The organism is Arthrobacter burdickii (assembly GCF_030433645.1).
Lineage (GTDB): Bacteria > Actinomycetota > Actinomycetes > Actinomycetales > Micrococcaceae > Arthrobacter_D > Arthrobacter_D burdickii.
On the sequence record NZ_JAROCG010000001.1, the window covers coordinates 751709 to 773454 of the forward strand.

Annotated in this window: 23 protein-coding genes; 16 read left to right on the forward strand and 7 right to left on the reverse strand. The window is 67.4% G+C overall.

Annotated features, from left to right (window positions below; translation table 11 throughout):
* Positions 1-16: 16 nt before the first annotated feature.
* From P5G52_RS03425 to P5G52_RS03435, 3 genes are all read right to left on the reverse strand, one after another.
* Positions 17-748 carry a GAF and ANTAR domain-containing protein gene (locus P5G52_RS03425; protein WP_301224693.1) on the reverse strand — a complete coding sequence of 244 codons (732 nt, stop codon included), beginning with the start codon at positions 746-748 and terminating at the stop codon, positions 17-19.
* A 112-nt stretch (positions 749-860) separates the two neighbouring features.
* Positions 861-1304, reverse strand: a complete 444-nt coding sequence (locus P5G52_RS03430; RefSeq protein WP_301224695.1) for a MarR family winged helix-turn-helix transcriptional regulator — start codon at positions 1302-1304, stop codon at positions 861-863.
* Positions 1305-1433: 129 nt separating this feature from the next.
* A complete protein-coding gene (locus tag P5G52_RS03435; RefSeq protein ID WP_301224697.1) occupies positions 1434-2252 on the reverse strand; it encodes an alpha/beta fold hydrolase in 819 nt (272 codons plus the stop codon).
* Positions 2253-2354: 102 nt separating this feature from the next.
* On the opposite strand from P5G52_RS03435, the gene P5G52_RS03440 reads away from it, so the two are divergent.
* The 3 genes from P5G52_RS03440 to P5G52_RS03450 all read left to right on the forward strand — a co-directional run bounded on the left by P5G52_RS03440 (position 2355) and on the right by P5G52_RS03450 (position 6043).
* Entirely contained in the window at positions 2355-3101 is a 747-nt protein-coding gene (locus P5G52_RS03440) for a response regulator transcription factor (RefSeq protein WP_301224699.1), read from the forward strand.
* Positions 3102-3147: 46 nt separating this feature from the next.
* Positions 3148-4830, forward strand: a complete 1683-nt coding sequence (locus P5G52_RS03445) for an ABC-F family ATP-binding cassette domain-containing protein (RefSeq protein ID WP_301224701.1) — start codon at positions 3148-3150, stop codon at positions 4828-4830.
* A gap of 151 nt (positions 4831-4981) precedes the next feature.
* Positions 4982-6043: a hypothetical protein gene (locus P5G52_RS03450; RefSeq protein ID WP_301224703.1), complete on the forward strand. Its 1062-nt coding sequence runs from the start codon at positions 4982-4984 to the stop codon at positions 6041-6043.
* 18 nt (positions 6044-6061) lie between these two features.
* On the opposite strand, the gene P5G52_RS03455 is transcribed toward P5G52_RS03450, so the two are convergent.
* From P5G52_RS03455 to P5G52_RS03465, 3 genes are all read right to left on the reverse strand, one after another.
* Positions 6062-6226 carry a helix-turn-helix domain-containing protein gene (locus tag P5G52_RS03455; protein ID WP_301224705.1) on the reverse strand — a complete coding sequence of 55 codons (165 nt, stop codon included), beginning with the start codon at positions 6224-6226 and terminating at the stop codon, positions 6062-6064.
* A 122-nt stretch (positions 6227-6348) separates the two neighbouring features.
* The gene (locus P5G52_RS03460; RefSeq protein WP_301224707.1) at positions 6349-7485 is read right to left on the reverse strand and encodes an FAD-dependent oxidoreductase; all 1137 of its coding nucleotides are present in this window, start codon (positions 7483-7485) and stop codon (positions 6349-6351) included.
* 9 nt (positions 7486-7494) lie between these two features.
* The gene (locus P5G52_RS03465) at positions 7495-7656 is read right to left on the reverse strand and encodes a hypothetical protein (RefSeq protein ID WP_301224709.1); all 162 of its coding nucleotides are present in this window, start codon (positions 7654-7656) and stop codon (positions 7495-7497) included.
* A gap of 14 nt (positions 7657-7670) precedes the next feature.
* On the opposite strand from P5G52_RS03465, the gene P5G52_RS03470 reads away from it, so the two are divergent.
* From P5G52_RS03470 to P5G52_RS03505, 8 genes are all read left to right on the forward strand, one after another.
* A complete protein-coding gene (locus P5G52_RS03470; RefSeq protein WP_301224711.1) occupies positions 7671-8270 on the forward strand; it encodes a HutD/Ves family protein in 600 nt (199 codons plus the stop codon).
* 105 nt (positions 8271-8375) lie between these two features.
* Positions 8376-9566, forward strand: coding sequence for an MFS transporter (locus P5G52_RS03475; protein WP_301228633.1), 1191 nt, complete (start codon positions 8376-8378; stop codon positions 9564-9566).
* A gap of 32 nt (positions 9567-9598) precedes the next feature.
* Positions 9599-10585: an ATP-binding cassette domain-containing protein gene (locus P5G52_RS03480; protein WP_301224713.1), complete on the forward strand. Its 987-nt coding sequence runs from the start codon at positions 9599-9601 to the stop codon at positions 10583-10585.
* An 89-nt stretch (positions 10586-10674) separates the two neighbouring features.
* On the forward strand, positions 10675-11460 hold the full coding sequence (locus tag P5G52_RS03485; RefSeq protein ID WP_301228635.1) for an ABC transporter permease: 786 nt from the start codon (positions 10675-10677) through the stop codon (positions 11458-11460).
* A 143-nt stretch (positions 11461-11603) separates the two neighbouring features.
* A complete protein-coding gene (locus P5G52_RS03490) occupies positions 11604-12551 on the forward strand; it encodes an ABC transporter ATP-binding protein (RefSeq protein WP_301224715.1) in 948 nt (315 codons plus the stop codon).
* Between the two features lie 2 nt (positions 12552-12553).
* Complete coding sequence (locus P5G52_RS03495; RefSeq protein ID WP_301224717.1) at positions 12554-13471, forward strand: ABC transporter permease; 918 nt, start codon at positions 12554-12556, stop codon at positions 13469-13471.
* A gap of 25 nt (positions 13472-13496) precedes the next feature.
* On the forward strand, positions 13497-14825 hold the full coding sequence (locus P5G52_RS03500; RefSeq protein WP_301224719.1) for a sensor histidine kinase: 1329 nt from the start codon (positions 13497-13499) through the stop codon (positions 14823-14825).
* On the forward strand, positions 14782-15474 hold the full coding sequence (locus P5G52_RS03505) for a response regulator (RefSeq protein ID WP_301224721.1): 693 nt from the start codon (positions 14782-14784) through the stop codon (positions 15472-15474). The genes P5G52_RS03500 and P5G52_RS03505 overlap by 44 nt, the downstream gene beginning before the upstream one ends.
* Before the next feature lie 199 nt (positions 15475-15673).
* Here the strand turns inward: P5G52_RS03505 and P5G52_RS03510 are convergent, their stop codons facing one another.
* A complete protein-coding gene (locus P5G52_RS03510) occupies positions 15674-18007 on the reverse strand; it encodes a coiled-coil domain-containing protein (protein ID WP_301224723.1) in 2334 nt (777 codons plus the stop codon).
* A gap of 240 nt (positions 18008-18247) precedes the next feature.
* On the opposite strand from P5G52_RS03510, the gene P5G52_RS03515 reads away from it, so the two are divergent.
* From P5G52_RS03515 to rplI, 5 genes are all read left to right on the forward strand, one after another.
* Positions 18248-19525, forward strand: coding sequence for a M18 family aminopeptidase (locus tag P5G52_RS03515; protein WP_301224725.1), 1278 nt, complete (start codon positions 18248-18250; stop codon positions 19523-19525).
* Positions 19526-19702: 177 nt separating this feature from the next.
* A complete protein-coding gene (gene rpsF / locus P5G52_RS03520; protein WP_043442549.1) occupies positions 19703-20008 on the forward strand; it encodes a 30S ribosomal protein S6 in 306 nt (101 codons plus the stop codon).
* A 60-nt stretch (positions 20009-20068) separates the two neighbouring features.
* A complete protein-coding gene (locus tag P5G52_RS03525; RefSeq protein WP_301224728.1) occupies positions 20069-20626 on the forward strand; it encodes a single-stranded DNA-binding protein in 558 nt (185 codons plus the stop codon).
* Positions 20627-20732: 106 nt separating this feature from the next.
* A complete protein-coding gene (rpsR, locus tag P5G52_RS03530; protein ID WP_005273147.1) occupies positions 20733-20972 on the forward strand; it encodes a 30S ribosomal protein S18 in 240 nt (79 codons plus the stop codon).
* 17 nt (positions 20973-20989) lie between these two features.
* Positions 20990-21439 (forward strand): 50S ribosomal protein L9, encoded by a 450-nt coding sequence (gene rplI, locus P5G52_RS03535; protein ID WP_087071874.1) that lies wholly within the window; start codon positions 20990-20992, stop codon positions 21437-21439.
* Positions 21440-21746 lie beyond the last annotated feature (307 nt).

Here is a 21746-nt window from a genome sequence, read left to right on the forward strand (position 1 = left end):
CGCGGGGCCCGTCCTCCTAGTTCGAGAAGTGCGTCTCGGCCGGCGCGGTGGTGATCCCGCTGACGATGCGCTGCGCGATCTCGCGGACCTTCACGTTCTGGGCGTTCGAGGCCCGGCTCAGCATCGTGTACGCCTCGGCCTGCGTGCAGCGGTTCTGCCCCATGATGATCCCGATCGCGATGTCGATGGTGGTCCTCGACTCCATCGCGGCCCGGAGGTTTGACGAGGTGTTGGCGTGCTGCGATACACGGAGGACCATCTGCAGCGCCTTCGCCGCCTGCGTGGCGAAGCCCTCCGCGAGGGCCTGCGCGCTGCTCGTGAAGGTACTGGGGCTCGCGCCGTAGAAGTTCAGCGCAGCGCCGCCCTCGGGTCCGAGCACGAGGGGGACGCCCATCATGGCGAAGTACTCGTGGCCGGCGACGGCCTCGAAGTACTCGGGCCACCGGCCGTCCGTCCGGACGTCGTCGACGATCACGGTGGAGCCCGTGCTGATCGCGTGCAGGCACGGCCCGTCGCCGAAGCCGTACTGGATCTCGTCCAGGATTCTCGCCTCGTCGCTGCTGCACGCGACAGTGGTCGCGAGGCTCCGGTGGCGGTACGTGACGCCGCACTGCACCTCCACGGATTCACCGAGGATGCGTGCGGAAAGGCCTGCCAGGTCCTCCAGGAACTGGTCGACGTTCTCGTTGGTGAGCATGAGGTCCTGCAGTTCGGCCACAGCTGCAGCGTTCTGTTGTTCGGCGTTCACCCGGACATCTTACGATGCATAGTTAGATTGTCTAGCAATCGCGGCAGGTGTCGTGTAGGGGTGCCTGCACAGGAAGAGCGGCCGCTCTTGAGAATCATGGGAACCCGGGGGTTCAGACGATCGCGGCTGTGGGCCTCTGGCGCTGGGGGGCGAGCTCCCCGACGATGCCGCGGAGCAGGCTGCGCAGCTCGAAGGATTCCAGGCCTTCTCCCACCATCAGCGTGCGCTCGATGTCCTCCGCCTTGGCGAGCGCTTCGACGCCGGCCGGGGTGATCGTGATGCGCTGGCTGCGGCGGTCGATGCTGTCGCGGATGCGGGAGATGAACCCCTGCCGCTCGAGCTTCTCGATGGTCTTGCCGATCGTCTGCGCCTGCACGTGGACTGCGAGGGCCAGCTTGGCTCCCGTCATGGTGCCCTGGCGGGAGAGCACGCCGAGGGTGGTGTAGCCGGCATGGGTGATCCCGATGTCGAGCAGCCTTTCGTTCCACGCGTGGTCCACGAGACGGGCGGCGGTGGTGAGCAGGCGGCTGGTCGACCACTCTTCCAAATCAGGCATGCGATGTTCCTTCAGAGGTTTGGAACACCCGGCCGGTGCTGCTTGCAGCGCCGGCCGGGTGTCGTGTCTTTGCGGTCGGTCGCAACTACAGGGGGGACGGGACCAACCGCAATATGTCTACTATGCGCTTCAATCTTCAAGTTTTCCCGTCGCCCAAGCTGAAGCTTCGGACAAGGAAGGCACGCCGGCGGGAACGGGGAACCTCCGGAACGCGGTGATTCCATCCGCGACGGCGCGGGCCGCCGAGTGCTGCACGACGTGCGGCTGGCCCTCGATCTCGAGAAGGGAACCGAACGGTGCCCGCTCCGCCAGCTCCCTGCACCAGCGGCGCCGTGCCACCGGATCCCGACCTCCTCGCACCACCAGGACGGGGCACTGGACCCGCTCGACGGCGCGCTCCAGGGGGTACTCCATCATGTGCAGCAGTTGGCGCAGGTACCAGCGCATGCCCGTGCGGAGGTAGTCGGTGTAGACCGTGAAATTCGCCGACGGGCTTTCGCGGAACGTGTCGTGCCCGAGGGAGAGAGCCTGCTGCAGGACGGTCCGGCGGCGCCTGTCCACGACAGGTCCGATGAGGACGATCCGTTCGGCGAGTGCCGGGAACTGCAGGGCGACTGCTGTGACGAACTGCACGCCCATGGAATGGCCCACGAGCGTGCAGGAGGAGATGCCCAGTGCTGCGAGTGCCTCGGCGATGAGTGCGGCGTGGTCCTCGACGCCGAGCTCCCTCCGGGGCTGCGGGTCCGGCCCGTACCCGGGCAGGTCGATCGAGTGCACGACGGCGTCCGCGGCGAGTTCGGCACGGAGGCGATCGAGGTAGCGATGCGTCATGCCCAGTCCGTGGACGAGGACGTACGGGCTCCGGGCGGAGGAGTCGGGTCCCGGCGTCGTGAGCACGCGGACGGTCAGGCCGTCGACCTGCACGGTGCTGAGGGTGGTCGGTAGCATCCGGGCAGTCTACGGGGGCGAGGGGGGCGTTTCTCAAGATTTGTTCAAGACAACTCCGTGCCCGGGGCGCCAACGGACACCGATGTATGAAACCCTTGTTTCATGTCCGCTCCTCCGTCCCAACGCACGGCGCTGATAGTCGAGGACGATCCGGACATCCGCGAACTGCTCGCCACGACGCTGCGCATGAACGGTTTCACGATCGTCGAGGCCTCGTCGGGGCTCGAGGGCCTGGCGGCACTGAAGGAACACCGGCCCGACCTGGTCACCCTCGACCTCAACCTGCCCGATCTCGACGGCGTCGAGGTGTGCCGGCAGTGCCGAGCCGTCAGCGACGCGTACATCGTGATGGTGACGGCACGGCAGGACGAGATCGACCGTCTGATCGGCCTCGAGATCGGCGCGGACGATTTCATCGGCAAGCCCTTCAGCCCCAGGGAGCTCTCCGCGCGCGTGTCGGCGATGTTCCGCCGTCCCCGCACCGGTCCCGGTGCCGGCACCGGCGCTGTCCAGCCGCCGGAACCCGGCGGCAACGAGCTGCTGCGCCATAACGGTCTGGTCATGGACGTCGAGGGTCGCGTCGTCACGCTCGCCGGTCAGGAGCTCGCACTGACCCGCATCGAGTTCGACCTGCTGGAGACGCTCCTGACGGGGGCACATCGGGTGTGGACGCGCGAGGCGCTGCTGAACCGGGTATGGGGGGACGGGTGGAGCCAGGACCACCACCTCGTCGAGGTGCACATCCGCAACCTCCGCAAGAAGCTCGGCGAGGACATCAGCAACCCCCGTTTCATCCGGACCGTGCGCGGCGTGGGGTACCGCATGATGCCGGGCGACCAGCAGGACTGACGGCGGCGGGTCCCGCGGGTTTGTCAGTGGATGAAACACTGGATATGTGGCTCATCTTGACGTATCCGGCATCGATTACTTCCTCTCCGACGGCAGGCAACTGCTCAACGGCGTTGCGTTCAAGGTCGGCGACGGCCACAAGACGGCACTGATCGGACCCAACGGCACGGGGAAGACCACCCTCCTGCGCATCATCGCCGGTGACCTCACGCCCGATGAAGGGGCGGTGAGCCGCTCGGGGACCATGGGGATCATGCGGCAGTTTGTCGGCCAGGTGCGCGACGACACGACCGTCCGCGACCTGCTCGTCTCGGCCGCGCCACCGGTGCTGGCCGCCGCGGCCAAGAGGATCGACGACGCCGAACTCGCCATGATGGAGGCCGACGACGAGCCCACGCAGATGCGCTACGCGCAGGCGATCGCGGACTGGGGCGATGCCGGCGGCTACGAGCTGGAGACCACGTGGGACGAGGTCACGATGGCTGCCCTCGGCGTCCCGTTCGACCGGGCCCAGTACCGGGCGGCGTCGTCGCTCTCGGGCGGCGAGCAGAAGCGGCTGGTACTCGAAGCGCTGTTCTCCGGTCCTGACGAGTTCCTGCTCCTCGATGAGCCGGACAACTACCTCGACGTCCCGGGCAAGCGCTGGCTCGAGGCGAAGCTCCGCGAGTCGAAGAAATCCGTGCTGTTCGTCAGCCACGACCGTGAGTTGCTCGCCAACGCCGCAACGCGCATCGTGACGCTCGAGCCGGGCGCCCTGGGGGCGTCGTCGTGGACGCACGGCGGCGGATTCGAGACCTATTTAAAGGCGCGAGAGGACCGGAACGCGCGGTTCGAGGAGCTGCGCAAGCGCTGGGACGAGGAGCACATCAAGCTCAAGGAACTCGTCAACATGTACAAGAACAAGGCGGCGTTCCGCTCGGACATGGCCAACCGGTACCACGCTGCACAGACCCGCCTCGCGAAGTTCCTGGAGGCGGGGCCGCCGGAAGCGATCCCGCTGGAGCAGAACGTGTCCATGCGGCTGCAGGGCGGACGGACCGCCAAGCGCGCCGTCGTGGCCCAGAAGCTCGAACTGACGGGCCTCATGAAGCCTTTCAGCACCGAGATCTGGTTCGGCGACCGTGTGGGAGTGCTGGGGTCCAACGGCTCCGGCAAGTCGCACTTCCTGCGGCTGCTCGCCGGTGGGGGGTCGGACCCGGACAAGGAGCACCTGCCCGTGTCCGACGTCGATATAGCGCCGGTTCCCCACGAGGGCTCCGTGAAGCTGGGCGCGCGCATCCGGCCGGGGTTCTTCGCCCAGACGCACTCGCGCCCCGACCTCCTCGGGCGCACGCTCGTCGACATCCTCCACCGGGGCGACGAGCACCGGTCCGGCCTGGGCCGCGAAGCAGCGTCAGCCGTCCTCGACCGCTACGGGCTGGCGGCACAGGCCGAGCAGCCCTACGACTCCCTGTCGGGCGGCCAGCAGGCCCGCCTGCAGATCCTCCTGCTGGAGCTGTCCGGTGCGACCCTGCTGCTGCTCGACGAGCCGACGGACAACCTCGACCTGCATTCGGCGGAGGCGCTCGAGCGTGCCATCGACGCCTTCGAGGGCACGGTCATGGCCGTGACGCACGACCGCTGGTTCGCACGGAGTTTCGACCGGTTCCTCGTCTTCGGCTCCGACGGCAAGGTGTACGAGACCAAGGAACCCGTGTGGGACGAGAGCCGGGTCGTCCGGGTCCGCTGAAAAGGCCTTCGTCCACAGGTCCTCCACAGGGTTATCCACAATCGTGGATAACCGGGCCTGCAGCCGGGGCACCACCGGTCGCAGACGCACCCTCGGTAGGGTGGACGACGACGACTGCGGGCGATACCGCATCGCCGCACATGGGGGAATCATGGGGACTGGAACGGGTTGGGGCGCGAGGGGAAGGGCGATCTGGGCAGGCGTCGTCGTCGCGGTGGTACTGATTGCAGCCATCGTGACGATCAAGCTGGTCGACCAGTCGGTCTTCGGACCCGACAAGCCGGTCGAGGCTTACCTCGACGCCCTCGTCGCAGGTGACGCCGAGGCGTCCCGGAGCCTACTCGGAAGAACCCCCGGTGACGGGCAGGACGCCCTCCTGTCGAACGCCGTGTACGGCACGGCCGATCAGCGCATCACGGGTTACGAGCTCCGCGACATCTCGGTGAACGACGACACGGCCACGGTGACGGCTCAGCTGATGCAGGACGGAAGCACCAGCACCCTCGAGTTCACCCTGACCCGGACCGGATACACCGGCGTGTTCTTCGGCGAATGGCGCCTGGACGGGCCGGAACCCGTCACCGCCATCAGCATGGTGATCCCCGAGGACCTGCAAACCCTCACCGTCAACGGAGCCGGCGTGGCATTGCCCCCAGGAGAGGCCACTCCGTACCCGGGCCTGCGTTCCGTGGTCCTCCCGGCGCTTCCCGGGGAGTACGTCGTCTCGCCGCCGGCGCCCTCCCGGTACCTGTCCTACGGGGCCCAGCAGGCGGTCACGGTCACGGCGGACGGGGTGGCATCACGCGGAGTGCTGGTGAAGCCGGTCGTGACCCCTTCGGTCATGACTGACGCCGTCGCCGAGGTCACCGCGGTCCTCGACCGGTGCATCGCGTCTACGGAGGCGGCTCCGAGCGGCTGCCCGAACAGGTCCTACCTGTTCGGGGATCCCGAGGATGTCCGCGATCCCCGCTGGGCACTGGTCGGGGAGCCGACCTTCACGCTCGAGCAGTCCTACCAGCCCGGGGTGTACCGGCTCTGGTCCGACGACGCCGAAACCACCTTCTCGTACGAACGCAACGCCGAGTTCGACGGCGGAAAGCTCCCGCGCTGGACGCGCCAGGAGGACACCCGGAGGCTCTCGCTGGGTGCGATCGTGACCGTGACGGCCGAGCAGATCGAGGTGGACCTGGACCAGGCGGTTCCGGGGCGGTAGCCGTTCAACTGCGCACGGTCACACTGCCCTGCCCATGCTTCTTGAATGCAGCGTCCCGGTCCGTGTCGGTGCCGCGAACAGCACCGTGACAGGGATTCCCAGCCCGTCCGCCAGTCGCCGCAGTGTCGTCAAGGAACAGGACGTGCTGGCCGTCTCGATCTTCGACACCACGGCCTTCGACATGCCGGTGAGCAGGGCGAGTTCCGAGGCAGAGATCCCCTGGGCCAGCCTGTACCCTGCGGACTTGGCCGGCGTTGGCCCTTTCCATCTTCCCGGTCACGGAGGAATCGAACGCGCATGTCGGCTCAGCGTCCGTTGAACCGGCTGGTGGCCTGTCGGAATCGCGGGGGAAGATCCGCCGAGCCGGTTGCGAGATCGGCCGCCCAGTGGCCGATCAGGGGTGCGAATTTCGCGCCGTGGCCGGAGCAGGGGGAGATGACCGTCAGTCCGTCCGCCCGGTCGAGGAAGAACTCCTCGTCGGGGGTGTTCGTGAAGAGGCAGGTCGTCTCCGCGTAGGGCTCGGGGTCGAGGCCCGGCAGGTACCGCCGCACATAATCGGCCACCCGGCGGCGGTTGGCAGGATCGATGACGCCGTCCTGCCGTGCCGCGGACGGGAGAGCCTTGCCCCCGTTGAATTCGGCGACCTTCTGGCCCGAGAAGTCCGCGTCGCGGCCACCGGGCAACCCGTACACCTGCATGTCCGCGGCCTTGTGGATGAACGTGGGCCAGGGGCCGTCGTCGCGGTACCGGAAATGGAAGGCCTGCTCCTGCCGCACGGTGATCTCCGGGACGCCCGCGAGGAACCCTTCCGGCAGCGGGAGCCTCCCCAGCAGGTCTGGAAGCCAGCCGCCGGCAGCGACGACGACGTTCCCGGCGACGACAGAGGCGCCGGTGTCGGACAGGAGGCGGTAGGCAGCGCCCTCCCGTTCCACTCCGGTGACGGTCCAGCCGATCCGCAGTTCCGCGCCGAGTCCGACGGCCAGGTCCACCATCGCCCGGACCGAGGTCTCGGCGTCGATCACCCCTGCTCCGGGGTGCCACAACACGGGGGTGTCGAAGGCGATGGAGGGCCAGCGGGACCTCGCCTCGTCCGCGCCGAGGATTTCGTGGTCGACGCCGGCTCCCGCGAGGATCCCTGCCAGCAGCTCGGGCTGCCGACCGGCGCCGTAGTCGACGGCGCCGGTCTGAGTGATGAGCTGCTGCGCGCTGCTGCGCTCGAGCTCGTCCCACAGGGTCTTCGACTCCACGACGGCCCGCGTGTAGAAGGTGTCCGGGTAGGCGTAGCGGAAGATGCGCGCCGAGCCGTGCGAGCTGCCACTGGAGGTTGCCGGAACATCGCGTTCCAGGATGGTCACGGAGTGGCCGCGCGCGGCGAGCTGCCAGGCGGTGGCGGCACCGGCCAGCCCCGCACCGACCACGACGAAGTCGGAAGAATCGGTCATGGAGGAACCCTAGCCCGCACCGGGAACCCAGCTGGTGCCTGACAGGGGAACCCGTGCCATGGCCGAGGCCTCGATCGTGAGGGCCACGAAGTCCTCTGGTTCGAGGTTGTGCAGGTGCAATTTCCCGCAGGCCCGGGCGATGGTCTGGGCTCCATCGCGGTCATCCGCCATGCAATGCTGGGTCGATGCATGGCACCCCGCAGCGCAAAGTCAGCCCGCACGCCCGGATCATCGACCCTCTCCTGCTCGAGGGCAGCCCGTGGGCGAACGGGGGCGGCGTCACGCACGAAGTCCTCAAGGCGCCGCCGGGCGCCGGCTACTCCGACTTCGACTGGCGCCTCAGCATCGCCGACATCGTGCACGACGGAGCGTTCTCCTCCCTGCCGGGAGTCGACCGCACCTTCGTCATGGGCTCCGAAGGACTGCTGAGGATGGCCGTCGACGGGGAAAGCCGCGACCTGGAGCTGGGCGCGCTCGCAGCGTTCCCGGGTGAGGCCGATGTGCGCGTCGAGGTACTGGAGGGACCCACCCGCAACCTCAACCTGATGACCCGGCGCACGGTGTGCGAGGGATCCATCGACGTGCAGCGCGTCAGCGGCCCACTGCGCCTCGGCGGCACCCACAGCCCCGCCGCCGTGGTCGTGCTCTCGGGGACTGTGCGGCTGGGTGGGGACGGAGCGCTGCAGCCGTTGCAGGTGCTCGTCCCCGGTTCCGACGAGGAGGAAGTCTCCTGCGAGGACGCGCTGCTCGCGGCCGTCCACGTCCGGATCCGCCCGCAGACCTGACCCTCCGGCAGGGTTCGGCGGAGCCCCCCGCCCGGCCGCGCCCGTTTGTGGCGCACGGCGACCTCCGCCTACGGTTGCAGAGTGAAACCCACCGTCCGAGCCGCCATGTTCGCCGCCTATGCCATCTTCGCGCTCAACGGCCTCGTCTTCGCCAGCTGGGCGGCCCGTATCCCCGCCGCGGCAGCCACCCTGGGGCTGGGCTCGGGCCAGATGGGGACCCTCCTGCTCGTGGGCGCCATCGGATCGATGCTGTCCCTTCCTCTCGCAGGCATCGTCGCCGCCCGCTTCGGCACCGCCAACACGGTCCGTCTGGGCGGGACTGCCGCCGCGTTGGCCGCGAGCGCCGTCGCACTGGGTCTGGTGAACGGTTCGGTGCCCGTGGTCGCCGTCGGACTGTTCCTCTTCGGGTGCGGGATCGCCCTGTGGGATGTGGCGCAGAACATCGAGGGGGCCCACGTCGAACACCGGGTGGGGCGGACGATCATGCCGCGCTTCCACGCCGCGTTCAGCGGAGGGGCCTTCGTGGGCGCGCTCGTCGGGGCGGGACTGTCGGCGATGGACGTGGGCCTGCCGGTCCACCTGGTCGCCGTCGCAGTGCTCAGCCTCGTCGTTTCGCTGTGGATACCGCGCTACTTCCTCCCACGGGCAGAGGAGCACCTGGTCGGGGCGCAGACGGGCGGAACCCGCACCAAGGGCATCGGTGCATGGGGTGAGCCCCGCACCCTGCTGATCGGACTCGTGGTGCTCGGCGCAGCCCTGACCGAGGGCGCAGCGAACGACTGGGTGGCGAAGGCCAGCGTCGACGGCCTCGGCACCACGGAGAGTACCGGGGCAGTCATGTTCGCGGTCTTCGTCGCCGCGATGACGGCGCTGCGCTTCGTGGGTGGCAGCCTCATCGACCGGTTCGGCCGCGTCCGCGTCCTGCAGGCCAGCCTCGGGTCCTCGCTCGTGGGGCTCGTGGTCTTCGTCGTGGCGCCCAATGTGCCGCTCGCCGCCGTCGGCGCGATCCTCTGGGGCGCCGGCGCGGCCCTCGGATTCCCCATGGGGATGTCCGCCGCCGCGGACGAGCCCGATCGTGCCGCCGCCCGCGTCTCGGTCGTCTCCACCATCGGGTACACCGCCTTCCTCGCTGGTCCGCCCCTCATCGGTTTCCTCGGCGACCTCGTGGGTATCCGGACAGCGCTGCTCGCTGTCGGAGTCGCCGTCCTCGCCTCCTTCCTGGTCGCTCCCGCCGCCCGCGAACGCCCGAAGGAGACCCCGGAACCATTGCGGACAGGTTTTGACCGAACCGCCTAGGAGACCCGGACCGGCGGTCCTACCCTTTCTGCATGGCGATCATCGAGGCAGAAGGTCTGAAGAAGACCTATTCGTCGAAGAGCGGGCCCGTCCACGCCCTCGACGGCATGAATCTCTCCGTTCCCCAGGGAACAGTCAAGGCCCTGCTGGGCCCGAATGGTGCAGGCAAGACCACCGTGGTGAAGATCCTGACCACCCTCATCCAGCCGACGGCGGGTACCGCGCACATCGACGGCATCGACGTCCTGAGGAACCCCAAGGCAGCCCGGCGCATCATCGGCGTCTCCGGGCAGTACGCGGCTGTTGATGAAGGTCTCACCGGCCTCGAGAACCTCGAGATGGTGGGGAGGCTCTACCACCTGGGCGCCCGGGAGTCGAAGCGCCGGGCGCAGGAGCTCATCGACCAGTTCGAACTGACGGAGGCAGGCAACCGCCCCGTCAAGGGGTTCTCCGGTGGTATGCGGCGCCGCATCGACCTCGCCGGGGCGCTGGTGATCAATCCCAAGATCCTGTTCCTGGACGAGCCGACCACGGGCCTGGACCCCCGGAGCCGCCTCGCCCTGTGGGGCATCATCAAGGACCTGGTCGACGCCGGCACCACGCTGCTCCTGACCACGCAGTACCTCGAGGAAGCGGACCAGCTCTCCGACGACATCGCGGTGATCGACGGCGGCAGGACAATCGCCGAGGGAACAGCGGACCAGCTGAAGGCGCAGATCGGCGGACACCGCGTGGTGGTGTCGCTCGTCGACGCCGCCGACGCCCCTGCCGCCCGTGAGATCCTCGGGCGGCACGGCGACGGCGAGCCGGGGATCGGCGACGACGGACGCACCCTGGAGGTAGCGGTCACGGACGGGCCGCGCGCCCTCCAGTACATCCTGTCGGAGCTCGGCGAGCGCAGCATTGCACTGCACGACGCCGGCATGCGGCGCCCGAGTCTCGACGACGTCTTCCTCACGCTCACGGGCCGACACGCCGAGGAGACCGAGGACAAAGCCACGAAGGAGGTCGCAGCATGAGCATCCTGGCGCCGGAAGGCACGCAGCCGGAGAACCAGCGGTCCGGGCCCGAGGACGATGCCCGCTCCGCACCCCCGTCGGAGTTCGCCATGTGGTTCTCCGACGGCTGGACCGTGACCAAGCGGAACCTGACCAAGCTCAAGCGCTCGCCGGACATGCTGGTCTTCGCCGTGCTGCAGCCCGTCATGTTCGTGCTGCTGTTCAGCCAGATCTACGGTGGCTCCATCCAGGTGGCGGGAACCGACTACACCCAGTACCTCATGGCGGGCATCTTCGCGCAGACGGTCATCTTCGGGTCCACCTTCTCGGGCTCCGCGATGGCACAGGACCTGAAGGACGGCATCATCGACCGTTTTCGCACCCTGCCCATGAGTTCCTCGGCCGTGCTGATTGGCCGCACCAACAGCGACCTCGTGCTCAACGCGCTGTCGGTGGTCATCATGATGGCAACCGGCTTTCTGGTGGGCTGGCGCGTCAACGCTTCGATGAGCAGTTTCTTCGCCGGCGTCGGGCTCCTGCTGCTGTTCTCCTACGCGTTCAGCTGGGTCATGGCACTGCTGGGCATGTCGGTGAAGTCCCCCGAGGTGATCAACAACGCGTCCTTCATGATCCTGTTCCCGTTCACGTTCATCTCCAACGCCTTCGTGCAGTCGCAGACCCTGCCCAGTGCGCTCGAGACCTTCGCGAACTGGAATCCGGTGTCCGCGCTCGTCCAGGCGGCCCGCGAACTGTTCGGCAACGTGGGGTCGGAGCCACTCCCGGACGCCTGGCCCATGCAGAACGCGGTCCCGATGGTGCTGATCGGGGCGGTCCTGATGCTGGTGGTCTTCGTTCCGCTGTGCATCCGGAAGTTCGCATCGATCAGTTCACGCTAGCGCTGCGTCGTCGTCCGAAAGACGTACTGGGTCCCAGTCGGCGATCATCCCTGGGGCCGGTGACCTCCACCGGCCCCGGGCCTAGTGTTGGTGACGGGCCCGCGACTGCGGGCCCCATGTCATCGACAGCTGAAGGATGCACCATGATCGAGGCCCAGGCCCTCTCGAAGAGGTACGGTGCGAAAGCCGCCGTCGACGCCGTCTCATTCACTGTGCAGCCCGGCAAGGTCACGGGCTTCCTGGGTCCGAACGGCGCAGGCAAGTCCACCACCATGCGCATGATCATGGGCCTCGACAATCCGACATCGGGGCACGTGACCGTCAACGGCCGGCCCTACGCCCAGCATCGGGCGCCGCTGCGCGAGGTGGGTGCACTCCTGGATGCCAAAGCAGTCCACCCCAAGCGCTCCGCCTACAACCACCTTCGCGCGATGGCGGCGACCCATGGCATCCCCAACGGTCGGGTCAGGGACGTCATCGAACTGACGGGCCTCGGACCAGTGGCGAGGAAGCGGGTCGGCGGTTTCTCGCTCGGCATGGGCCAGCGGCTCGGGATCGCCGCAGCCCTCCTCGGGGATCCCCACACGGTCATCCTGGACGAGCCGGTCAACGGCCTGGATCCCGAGGGCGTCCAGTGGGTGCGTCATCTGGCCAAGGGCCTCGCCGCCGAGGGCCGCACCGTCTTCCTGTCCTCGCACCTGATGTCGGAGATGGCGCTGACGGCCGACCACCTCATCGTCATCGGACGCGGACGCATCATCGCGGATGCCCCGATCCAGTCCATCATCGACGGTCAGGGCAGGGCGCGGGTCCGCGTCCGCGCCGACCGGCCCCACGACCTCCTCGGGAGCCTCGCCGGGAACGGCGTCACCTCGCAGATCCTTGAACCGGAGCTGATCGAGATCACGGGAGTGGAACCGCGACGGATCGCCGAGGTGGCCCTGCGTGAGCGCGTCCTCGTGTACGAGCTGACGCCGCTCCAGGTGTCCCTCGAGGACGCCTACATGGAACTGACCCAGACCGAAGTCGAGTACCAGTCGCACAGCCTGCCCAGCGGCAACCAGGGCGCTGCACCAGTGGAAGGACGCTGACCATGGCACCGTCATCATCAACACCGACGTCAACACCTGCACCGGCCCTGTCGGCGCCCGTTCGGCTACGGCCGCGGCAGGATCGGGGCGCGGGACCCGGCGTCACCTTCGGCCGGGTCCTGAAGTCCGAGTGGATCAAGATCACCACGGTCCCCTCGACCGTCATCCTGATCGCCTGCACCGTGGTCGTGATGGTGGGTCTCGCGGCGCTCTTCGCCTGGTCGCTGACGGTCATGGCCCAGTCCGTCGGTGACGCTAACGCCCCGTCGGGTTTCCAGCCTCCGCCGGATGGTCCGGAAAGTGTGGCAGGGCAGGTGCTCACCGTGCCGTCGTCGGGCCTGGCCTTCGGGCAGCTGCTGATCGCGTCGCTCGCGGTGGTCCTGATCGCCAGCGAGTGGACCACCGGCATGATCCGCTCCACCATGATCGCCGTGCCCAAGCGCATCCCGGCCCTCCTGGCGAAGGCGGTCATCATCGCCGGAGTCGCCTTCCTCGTCGGGTTCGGCAGCGCCCTGGTGTCCTACCTCGTCGCCCAGCCCATCCTCGCGGGTGAGGACCTCGGCTTCGCGCTCAGCGACGACGGCGTCCTGGCCAGCATCATCAACACCGGCACCTTCCTCGCGCTCGTCGCCGTGATCTCCATGGCCGTCGGGATCCTGCTGCGCAACACCGCCGGTGGCGTGGTCACCGCGGTCGGCATCTTCTTCGTGCTGCCGATCATCGTCCAGCTGATCTCGGGCCTGGCCGACTGGATCCCCAAGGCCGCACGCTTCCTGCCGGCAGACGCCGGGAACCAGATGGTCGCGATCACGACCGCCGACGACGCCCTGACCCAGTGGGAAGGCGGCCTCGTGATGGGAGCCTGGGCACTCGTGCTCCTCGTCCTGGCACTGGTCGCCGTGAAGAAGCGGGACGTCTAGGACACCATGGCAACCGCCACCGGCGATGAGTGACGAACCCCTGGTGAGGGAGACCGCGGAACGGACGGCCGCGGTCTCCTTCAGCGAACTCAATGCACGCCGCCTGGGTCCCATCCGGCGGTTCTTCCGCAGGTATCCGCGGGCCATGGACGCCGTCGTCATCCTCGCGTTCCTCATCGCAGTCTTCCCCAACGCGCTGTTGATGATCATCGGAAGCGGCAAATGGCTGGCCCTGCCCGCCGTGGCCCTGGCTGCCGGGGCACTGGTGTTCCGTCGTGACCGGCCACTACTCGTCCTGGCCTTTCTCGCACTCCTGGATCCACCGGCCAGCTTCCTCACAGAGGGTGCGGGCAGCGTCGGGGTGGGGACGATGATCGCCCTGTACACGGTTGCAGCGACCTACCCGCTGAAGAAGACCCTGATAGCAGCCGCCGCAGCCATTGTGTTGTCCGTCGGAGCGCTTTTCCTCATCCCGCCCGCGATGTTCGCCGAAGCGCCCGGTGTGGTCTGGCTCCTCAGCGGCTTCGTCGTCATGTTCCTCGCCGTGGCGGTGGGCGTCGGGGTCACGGTGCGGCGCGACCGCGAACACGAGAGCGAGTTGCGTGAGTGGGCGGCGCGGAACGCCGAGCTCGCATCGGCGGGGGAGCGGAACCGCATCGCACGCGAGATGCACGACGTCGTCGCACACTCGCTCACGGTGATGGTTGCCCTCTCGGACGGCGCCGCCGTCGTGATGAAGCGGGACCCGGACCGCGCCGTCGCTGTGCTCCGTGAACTGTCGGGCGCCGGACGCACCGCCATCGCCGACATGCGGCGCGTCCTCGGGGTACTTCGCGCGGAAGCCGGCACGGACTCGCTCGAACCCCTGCCGGCGTCGAGTTCGCTGGCGCAGCTCCTCGACGGCTTCCGCGCCGCGGGCCTACCGCTGCGGGTGACCACCAGTGGGCCTAGGCTGCCCGACGATCCAGCTTTCCAGCTCACCGTGTACCGGATTCTGCAGGAGTCACTGACGAACGTCCTGCGGTACGGCAAGGGGGTTACGCTGGTCGACATCTCGATCGTCAGGACGGGCGACTGCGTGTCCCTGCGCGTCGCCGACGACGGCCGGGGCGCCATGGGTCCGGTGGTGTCACTCGGATCGGGGCAGGGCATCGCGGGCATGCGGGAGCGCGCCGCCATCTACGCGGGCTCGGTCGAATGCGGCAACCGTCCCTCGGGCGGCTGGACCGTCGACGTGCAACTGACCGTGCCCGACGCCCACGGCGAAGCGGGCAACCAACGGGGGAAGGACAAGGATGACCACGCACAGCATGTCTGGCACGCCGGGCACGCCCATCAGGGTCCTGCTCGCTGACGATCAACCACTGCTGCGGATGGGCTTCCGGCTCATCCTCGAGGGCGAGCCGGACCTGGTGATCGCCGGGGAGGCATCGACGGGCAGTGAGGCAATCCGGCTTGCCACGGAACTGTCACCCGACGTCGTGCTGATGGATGTGCGGATGCCGCAGGGCGACGGGATCGAGGCCACACGTCGGATCACAGCGTCGGGTTCACATGCGCGCATCATCATCCTGACCACCTTCGACCTCGACGAATACGCGTTCTCAGGGCTGCAGGCGGGCGCCTCGGCGTTCCTGCTGAAGGACGTGGCGCCCGAGGACCTGGTGCACGCGGTGCGGGTGGTCGCCAGCGGCGATGCCGTCGTCGCCCCGCGCGTCACCCAGCGGCTGCTGGAGACCTACGTCCGGTCGCTGCCGCCCGCGCACGCGGCGATGGTGCCGGACCGGCGGCTGGACGGGCTGACCCCGAGGGAACGCGAAGTCCTCGAAGCCATCGCCGAGGGTCTCTCGAATGCCGAACTCGCCGCTCGGTTTTTCCTCTCGGAAGCGACCATCAAGACGCACGTCCGGCGGATCCTCACCAAGCTGGACCTGCGCGACCGCGTGCAGGCCGTGGTGTACGCCTACGAGAACGGGATCGTGGTGCCGGGGCCGGCGCACTGACGCCCCTTCAGGACCTGCGAACCGCGCCGGTAGGGGAACCGGTCCCCGGGCGTACCCTCGGAGCCGCGGAATGTGCCTCCCGTCCGGCTCAGGGACGAGCCCTGGGCGGACCATGTTCAACGGACTGGGGCCCGGGTGGACACCTGTGCAAGGCGTCCACCCGGGCCCCGGGTTTGTTTCTGCTGTCGGAGACGGGCGATCAGGCTACGCAACCGCCCAGGGCGATCTGTCCGTCGATGGCCTTGATCTGGTTCTGGACGGCACCGAGCTTGTCTTCCAGCACGATGACCGATGCAGTCTGGGCGGCGATGGCTTCCTTGTTCGTCTTCTTCTGCGCTTTGAGGGTGCGCAGAACCGCCTGCGCGTCCGTGACCTGCTTGTCGAGGGCGGTGAGTTGGGCCTGCAGGGTCTTGAGCGCGGCTTCCGTCGCACTGATGTCCGCATTCACTTTGGTCAGCTGGTCAAGCAGCGGGGCCACCTGGTTCTGAACGGACAGGATCTCGGCCTCCTTGGCGGTGATCTGGCCGTTGAGCCCCGTAAGCGACGCCACGAGCTTGTCGATGTCGGCATTGAGCTTCGTGATGTCGGCCTGCTTGGTGGTGACAGCAGAGGCGGCATTGTCAGCTGCGGCCTGCAGCAGGGGCAGCCGCTCCGTCAGGCCCGTGAGCTCGGCCTTCTTCGCGTCGACGGCCTTCGATGCATCAGCAGACGCGACTTGGGCTTTGACCAGGTCTCCCCGCAGTCCTTCGAGAAGCACCTTCTGTGCCTCGATGGCTTTCTCGGCTTCGGCGACACCCTCTGTCAGATTCGGAAGGTCGGCCACAAGGCCGGCAACTACCTTCTCCTGCGCGGTCACTTCAGCGGCGGCGGCAGTTGCGGTGTTCTGGAGCGCCGGAAGCTGGCCCTGCAGGGTGGTCAGTTCGCCCTGCTTCGCAGACACCGCTGCGTTAGCATTGCTCAGTGCCGTTGTCAGGGCGGGAAGCTGGCCCTGGAGGGTCTTGATCTCGGCGTCCTTGGTGGCAACCGACGCGTTCGCGGCAGTCAGCGCATCCTGCAGCGGGGCTGCCTGCTTCTGGAGGGCGCTGCTCTCACCCTGCTTGGCGAGCAGCTGGGCATTGAGATCTGTGACCCGATTCTGGAGGGGGGCGAGTTCGCCCTGCAGCGCGAAGATTGCAGCCTTCTTGTCGGTGATCTGCCCGTTGATCGTGGTGAGCTCAGTCTGCTTTGCATCACGCTTGGCTATCAGATCCCGCTTCAACTGGGAGTTGCCGTTGATGGCGTTGATCTGAGTGTTAAGGGCGGCAATTTCGTCGAGCAGCGTTGTCCTTCGGGCTTGGAGCGCATCGAGCTCGTCCTGTGCCTTCTTCACTTCGGCCTGCTTTGCCGAGACCGCAGCCTTTGCGGCGGTGATGTCCTTCTGCAGCTGGGTGATTGCCGCGTTCACCGAGGTGATGGCTGCGGTGTTCGCTGCGACGGCATCTGCTGCCTTCTTGGCGTCACCCTGGAGCCTGACGAGTTCAGTCTTCGCTGTCTCGATCGCCGTGTTCTTGGCGGTCACCGCGTCAGCAGCCGTCTTCGCGACACCCTGGAGCCTGACGAGCTCGGTCTTAGCTGTCTCGATCGCCGTGTTCTTGGCGGTCACCGCGTCAGCAGCCGTCTTCGCCACACCTTGGAGCGTGACGAGCTCGGTCTTCGCTGTCTCGATCGCCGTGTTCTGCGCGTCGAGGACATCCTGGGCCGCGGTGCCGGAGTTAACCAGTCGCTCGAGTTCGGCCTCGGCGTCGGTGACTGCCTGCGTTCCGGCAGCTACTGCGTCGGCCGCCTTCTGTGCGGTTGCTGCAAGTGAGGTGAGTTCACCCTCGGCTGTGGCGATTGCTGCGTTCTGGCCGGCGAGTTCGCCGGCGGCCTGCGCGGCGACGGACTTGAGTTCAGCGAGCTCCTTGTCCGCAGTGGCCAGTGCTTCCTGGTTGGTTGTCAGATCGGCGGCCACGGCTGCGGCCTGATCCTGGAGGGCCGTCGAGGCGTTCTGCGCGGCGGTGAGCTGCTCCTGGAGGGGAGCCAGTTCGGCCGTCTTGGCTTCCTGCTGAGTTACGAGATCCGCCAGGGCCGTTTTCGCCGTGGCGATCGCAGTTGTGGTGCTTGCCTGCTGTGCGGTGACGGTCGCGAGGTCCGCGGCGGCAGTCTTTATCTCGCCATTGAGTAGGACATTCTTGGCCTCGAGGTCGGCGATTGCCTTGTCCGCCGCAGCGATCTCCGACGTGAGAGTGGCGGCCCTCGCCTCAAGGGTTGCACGTTCGGCCTGCAGCTTGGTGATGACTTCGGCGTTCTTGCGGGCGGCGGCCTTGAGGAGGTTCTCCTGGACGGTTCCACGGTGCGCGAGCTGGTTCGTTACACCGTTGCAGATGCCCGACACAGGGGCGGTCTCGGCCGACGCCTGCGGGGCGAGGACCAGCATGCTGGTCAGGACTCCCGGCAGGATGACTGCGCTTGCAACGCGACGGATAAGGACGGATTTCGCGTTGTTGACGCGCACGGCTACTCCTGGAGACCTAAGGGGAATGTCGAGGTGACGTCCAGAAATCTACGGGGATTAGTTGCGCGGAGACACAGTATCCGTTACTCGACCTTCCTATCTGATACTTGTTTTCCATACCGTTTCCTACGTGGTCCCGCATGATCCCTGCAGTAAGGGGTATGGGTGGACAGGCCGCAGGCATGGAACGGCACGGTGATCCGCCGGGGTGCCGTAACGCGGGTCTGGTTGAATCAGGGGATGAGCACTCCAGCGCACATCCAGGACCTCGGCGCCTACGTAGCGGCGTCCCCGTCGAGCTTCCACGCCGTGGCAGACGCTGGGCGGCGGCTCGCCGCCGCGGGATTCCGCGAGTTGGCGGAGCAGGACGCCTGGGAGGGCGGTGCGGGTCGCTTCTACGTCATCCGTGACGGCGCGCTGATCGCGTGGTCCGTTCCCGACAATGCCGGCCCCACGACGGCGTTCCACATCCTCGGCGCCCACACCGATTCGCCGTCGTTCAAGCTCAAACCCAAACCCACCACCGGCAAGTACGGCTGGCTGCAGGCCGGCGTCGAGGTCTACGGGGGGCCGCTGCTGAATTCCTGGCTCGACCGGGAACTCGCGCTCGCAGGCCGCCTGACGCTGCACGATGGCAGCGAACACCTGGTGTCCACCGGGCCGCTGCTGCGTTTCCCGCAGCTCGCCATCCACCTGGACCGCGCGGTGAACGACGGCCTGGCACTGGACAAGCAGCGCCACATGAACCCGGTCTGGGGCCTCGGCAACCCCGCGGACGCGGACCTCCTCGGACTGCTCGCCGCCAGTGCCGGTGTGAATCCGGGCGAGATCGGCGGGTTCGACGTCGTCGTCGCCGACACCCAGGAACCGCGCGTCTTCGGCGCACAGGACGAGTTCTTCGCTTCCGGGCGGCTCGACAACCTCTCGTCCGTGCATGCCGGGCTCACGGCGCTGATCGACGCTGCCGGCGGTCCTGCCGACGGGCCGATCGCGGTCCTCGCGGCTTTCGACCACGAGGAGGTGGGCAGCGGATCCCGCTCCGGTGCCAGCGGACCCTTCCTCGAGGACATGCTGCTGCGCATCTCGCTCGGCCTCGGGGCCGGGACGGAGGAGCGCCTGCGAGCCCTGTCGTCGTCGTTCTGCGTATCGGCCGATGCCGGCCACGCCGTCCACCCCAACTATGCGGAGCGGCACGATCCGGTGAACCTGCCGGTGCTCAACGGCGGACCGCTACTCAAGATCAACGCCAACCAGCGCTACACCACCGACGCGCCGGGTGCCGCCTTCTGGGCTGCACTGTGCCGCAGCAGCGGCGTGCCCTACCAGGAGTTCGTCTCCAACAACGGGATGCCGTGCGGTTCCACCATCGGTCCGCTGACGGCCACGCGCCTCGGCATCCGCACGGTCGACGTCGGGACTCCGCTGCTGTCGATGCACTCGGCGCGTGAACTATGCGGCGTCGAGGACCCAGGGCACCTCGCGACGGCCACCACCGCGTTCTTCCGCGGCGGGCGGTAGGCCCAGACCGGCACGGTCCACACGAGTTCGTCGACGGTCAATCGTCCGGTAACATTGATACGTCTGTGCCAGAGCCGGTCTGCGGTAAATACCGCGGACGGCGGCCGGACCAACGCTAAAGAACCTCCTGTTGCGGAAAGACCGCGACCGTTCAGCCCAGAGGAGGTGGGTTCACACATGCGTGCATATGAATTGATGGTAATCATCGACCCCGACGTCGAGGAACGCTCCATCGACCCAACACTTGAGAAGTTCCTGAATGTCGTCCGCAATGGCGGCGGCACCGTGGACAAGGTGGATATCTGGGGACGTCGGCGCCTTGCGTACGAGATCCAGAAGAAGACCGAGGGCATCTACGCCGTCGTCAACTTCACCGCGACCCCGGCCGTGGCTTCCGAGCTCGACCGCCAGCTGAGCCTCAACGAGACGATCATGCGCACCAAGATCATCCGCCCCGAGGAGCAGAAGGTTTCCGCCGAATAATTTCGGCAGATCCCTCATCCATCCACCCCGCTCCCGCGGGTAGGAACTCAAGGAGGCACCATGGCAGGCGAAACAGTCATCACGGTGATCGGCAACCTCACCAACGACCCCGAATTGCGGTTCACGCCGTCGGGATCGGCGGTTGCCAACTTCACCATCGCGTCCACTCCTCGCACCTTCGATCGCCAGACCAATGACTGGAAGGACGGCGAAACGCTGTTCCTCCGTGCGTCGGTGTGGCGTGAGGCTGCGGAGAACGTTGCCGAGACCCTGACCAAGGGAACCCGCGTGGTTGCCCAGGGCCGTCTCAAGTCGCGTTCGTACGACACCAAAGAGGGCGAGAAGCGCACCGTCATGGAGCTCGAGGTGGACGAGATCGGTCCATCCCTGCGCTATGCGTCGGCGAAGGTCACGCGTACCCAGCGCTCAGGCGGCGGGAACGGCGGCGGCTTCGGCGGCAACTCGGGTGGAAACTCCGGTGGCAATAGTTCGAACTCCGGTTCGGGCTGGGGCGGCGGACAGCCGGCCCAGCAGCCTGCGGAAGACCCCTGGGGTGCTCCCTCGGGTGGCAACTCGCAGGGCTGGGGCAACGGCCCCGACTCCGAGCCTCCCTTCTAGGTAGCAGGTTCCGTTCCCGGAACCCCTGCCGCAGTTCCGCAAGGAACTGGTACTTCCCATCCCGCAGAATCGTTCTGCGGGCTCCAACAGAAAAAGGAGCACCACGATGGCTAAGGCTGAACTCCGTAAGCCCAAACCAAAGTCCAACCCCTTGAAGGCCGCTGACGTCACCGTCATCGACTACAAGGACGTAGCCCTGCTGCGTAAGTTCATTTCCGATCGCGGAAAGATCCGTGCCCGTCGCGTCACCGGTGTGACCGTGCAGGAGCAGCGCAAGATCGCCCAGGCAATCAAGAACGCCCGCGAAGTTGCACTCCTGCCGTACTCCGGCGCTGGCCGCGGCTAGGGAAAGGGACACACACCATGTCGAAGCTCATTCTGACCCAGGAAGTCACCGGACTCGGTGCCGCAGGCGACGTCGTCGAGGTGAAGAACGGTTACGCACGTAACTACCTTCTGCCCCGCGGTTTCGCCCTGATGTGGAGCAAGGGTGGCGAGAAGCAGGTCGATTCGATCAAGGCTGCCCGCTCCGCCCGCGAGCACGCATCGCTCGAGGACGCCCAGCGCCAGGCCGCCGCACTGTCGGCGAAGCCCGTCACCCTGACTGTCAAGGCGGGTGGCTCCGGCCGCCTGTTCGGCACCGTCAAGGCCGACGACGTCGCGAAGGCCGTCGAGGCCGCAGGCCTCGGCAAGATCGACAAGCGCAAGGTCGAACTGCCGGCTCACATCAAGTCGGTCGGTTCGTACCAGGCCAACGTCCGTCTGCACGAGGACGTAGCAGCAGTCATCGATCTGGACGTCGTCGCCAGCTGACAAGCCGGCAGCGAGACCAGGTTCACCAGGAAGCCTCCGCGGAAGCGGGGGCTTCCTGTGTTTAACGCGTCACCGTCCCTCCCGGGCTCGTCAACGCAAACCTTTCCCTGAAAGTACGCACGGGAAGTCCGCCGGCAGGTACATGTCCCGCAGCGACTTCTTTCGGCATCTCCGGGAGGTCCTGGGTACCGGGAACTGCATATCGCCTAGTCCTGCCCCTACGCCCGTGGCACGCCGGGCTGGAACCGTATGGAGGGGTGGGGATATGTGCCCCCCGAGGGCACATGGAAGCGCCTTTTCGCTGGTT

Coding starts and splice junctions, on each gene's coding strand:
- P5G52_RS03430 (WP_301224695.1), bottom strand. CDS start 1,304: ATGCCTGATTTGGAAGAGTGGTCGACCAGCCGCCTGCTCACCACCGCC.
- P5G52_RS03435 (WP_301224697.1), bottom strand. CDS start 2,252: ATGCTACCGACCACCCTCAGCACCGTGCAGGTCGACGGCCTGACCGTC.
- P5G52_RS03440 (WP_301224699.1), top strand. CDS start 2,355: ATGTCCGCTCCTCCGTCCCAACGCACGGCGCTGATAGTCGAGGACGAT.
- P5G52_RS03450 (WP_301224703.1), top strand. CDS start 4,982: ATGGGGACTGGAACGGGTTGGGGCGCGAGGGGAAGGGCGATCTGGGCA.
- P5G52_RS03455 (WP_301224705.1), bottom strand. CDS start 6,226: ATGTCGAAGGCCGTGGTGTCGAAGATCGAGACGGCCAGCACGTCCTGT.
- P5G52_RS03460 (WP_301224707.1), bottom strand. CDS start 7,485: ATGACCGATTCTTCCGACTTCGTCGTGGTCGGTGCGGGGCTGGCCGGT.
- P5G52_RS03465 (WP_301224709.1), bottom strand. CDS start 7,656: ATGGCGGATGACCGCGATGGAGCCCAGACCATCGCCCGGGCCTGCGGG.
- P5G52_RS03470 (WP_301224711.1), top strand. CDS start 7,671: ATGCATGGCACCCCGCAGCGCAAAGTCAGCCCGCACGCCCGGATCATC.
- P5G52_RS03475 (WP_301228633.1), top strand. CDS start 8,376: ATGTTCGCCGCCTATGCCATCTTCGCGCTCAACGGCCTCGTCTTCGCC.
- P5G52_RS03480 (WP_301224713.1), top strand. CDS start 9,599: ATGGCGATCATCGAGGCAGAAGGTCTGAAGAAGACCTATTCGTCGAAG.
- P5G52_RS03485 (WP_301228635.1), top strand. CDS start 10,675: ATGTGGTTCTCCGACGGCTGGACCGTGACCAAGCGGAACCTGACCAAG.
- P5G52_RS03490 (WP_301224715.1), top strand. CDS start 11,604: ATGATCGAGGCCCAGGCCCTCTCGAAGAGGTACGGTGCGAAAGCCGCC.
- P5G52_RS03495 (WP_301224717.1), top strand. CDS start 12,554: ATGGCACCGTCATCATCAACACCGACGTCAACACCTGCACCGGCCCTG.
- P5G52_RS03500 (WP_301224719.1), top strand. CDS start 13,497: ATGAGTGACGAACCCCTGGTGAGGGAGACCGCGGAACGGACGGCCGCG.
- P5G52_RS03505 (WP_301224721.1), top strand. CDS start 14,782: ATGTCTGGCACGCCGGGCACGCCCATCAGGGTCCTGCTCGCTGACGAT.
- P5G52_RS03515 (WP_301224725.1), top strand. CDS start 18,248: ATGAGCACTCCAGCGCACATCCAGGACCTCGGCGCCTACGTAGCGGCG.
- rpsF (WP_043442549.1), top strand. CDS start 19,703: ATGCGTGCATATGAATTGATGGTAATCATCGACCCCGACGTCGAGGAA.
- P5G52_RS03525 (WP_301224728.1), top strand. CDS start 20,069: ATGGCAGGCGAAACAGTCATCACGGTGATCGGCAACCTCACCAACGAC.
- rpsR (WP_005273147.1), top strand. CDS start 20,733: ATGGCTAAGGCTGAACTCCGTAAGCCCAAACCAAAGTCCAACCCCTTG.
- rplI (WP_087071874.1), top strand. CDS start 20,990: ATGTCGAAGCTCATTCTGACCCAGGAAGTCACCGGACTCGGTGCCGCA.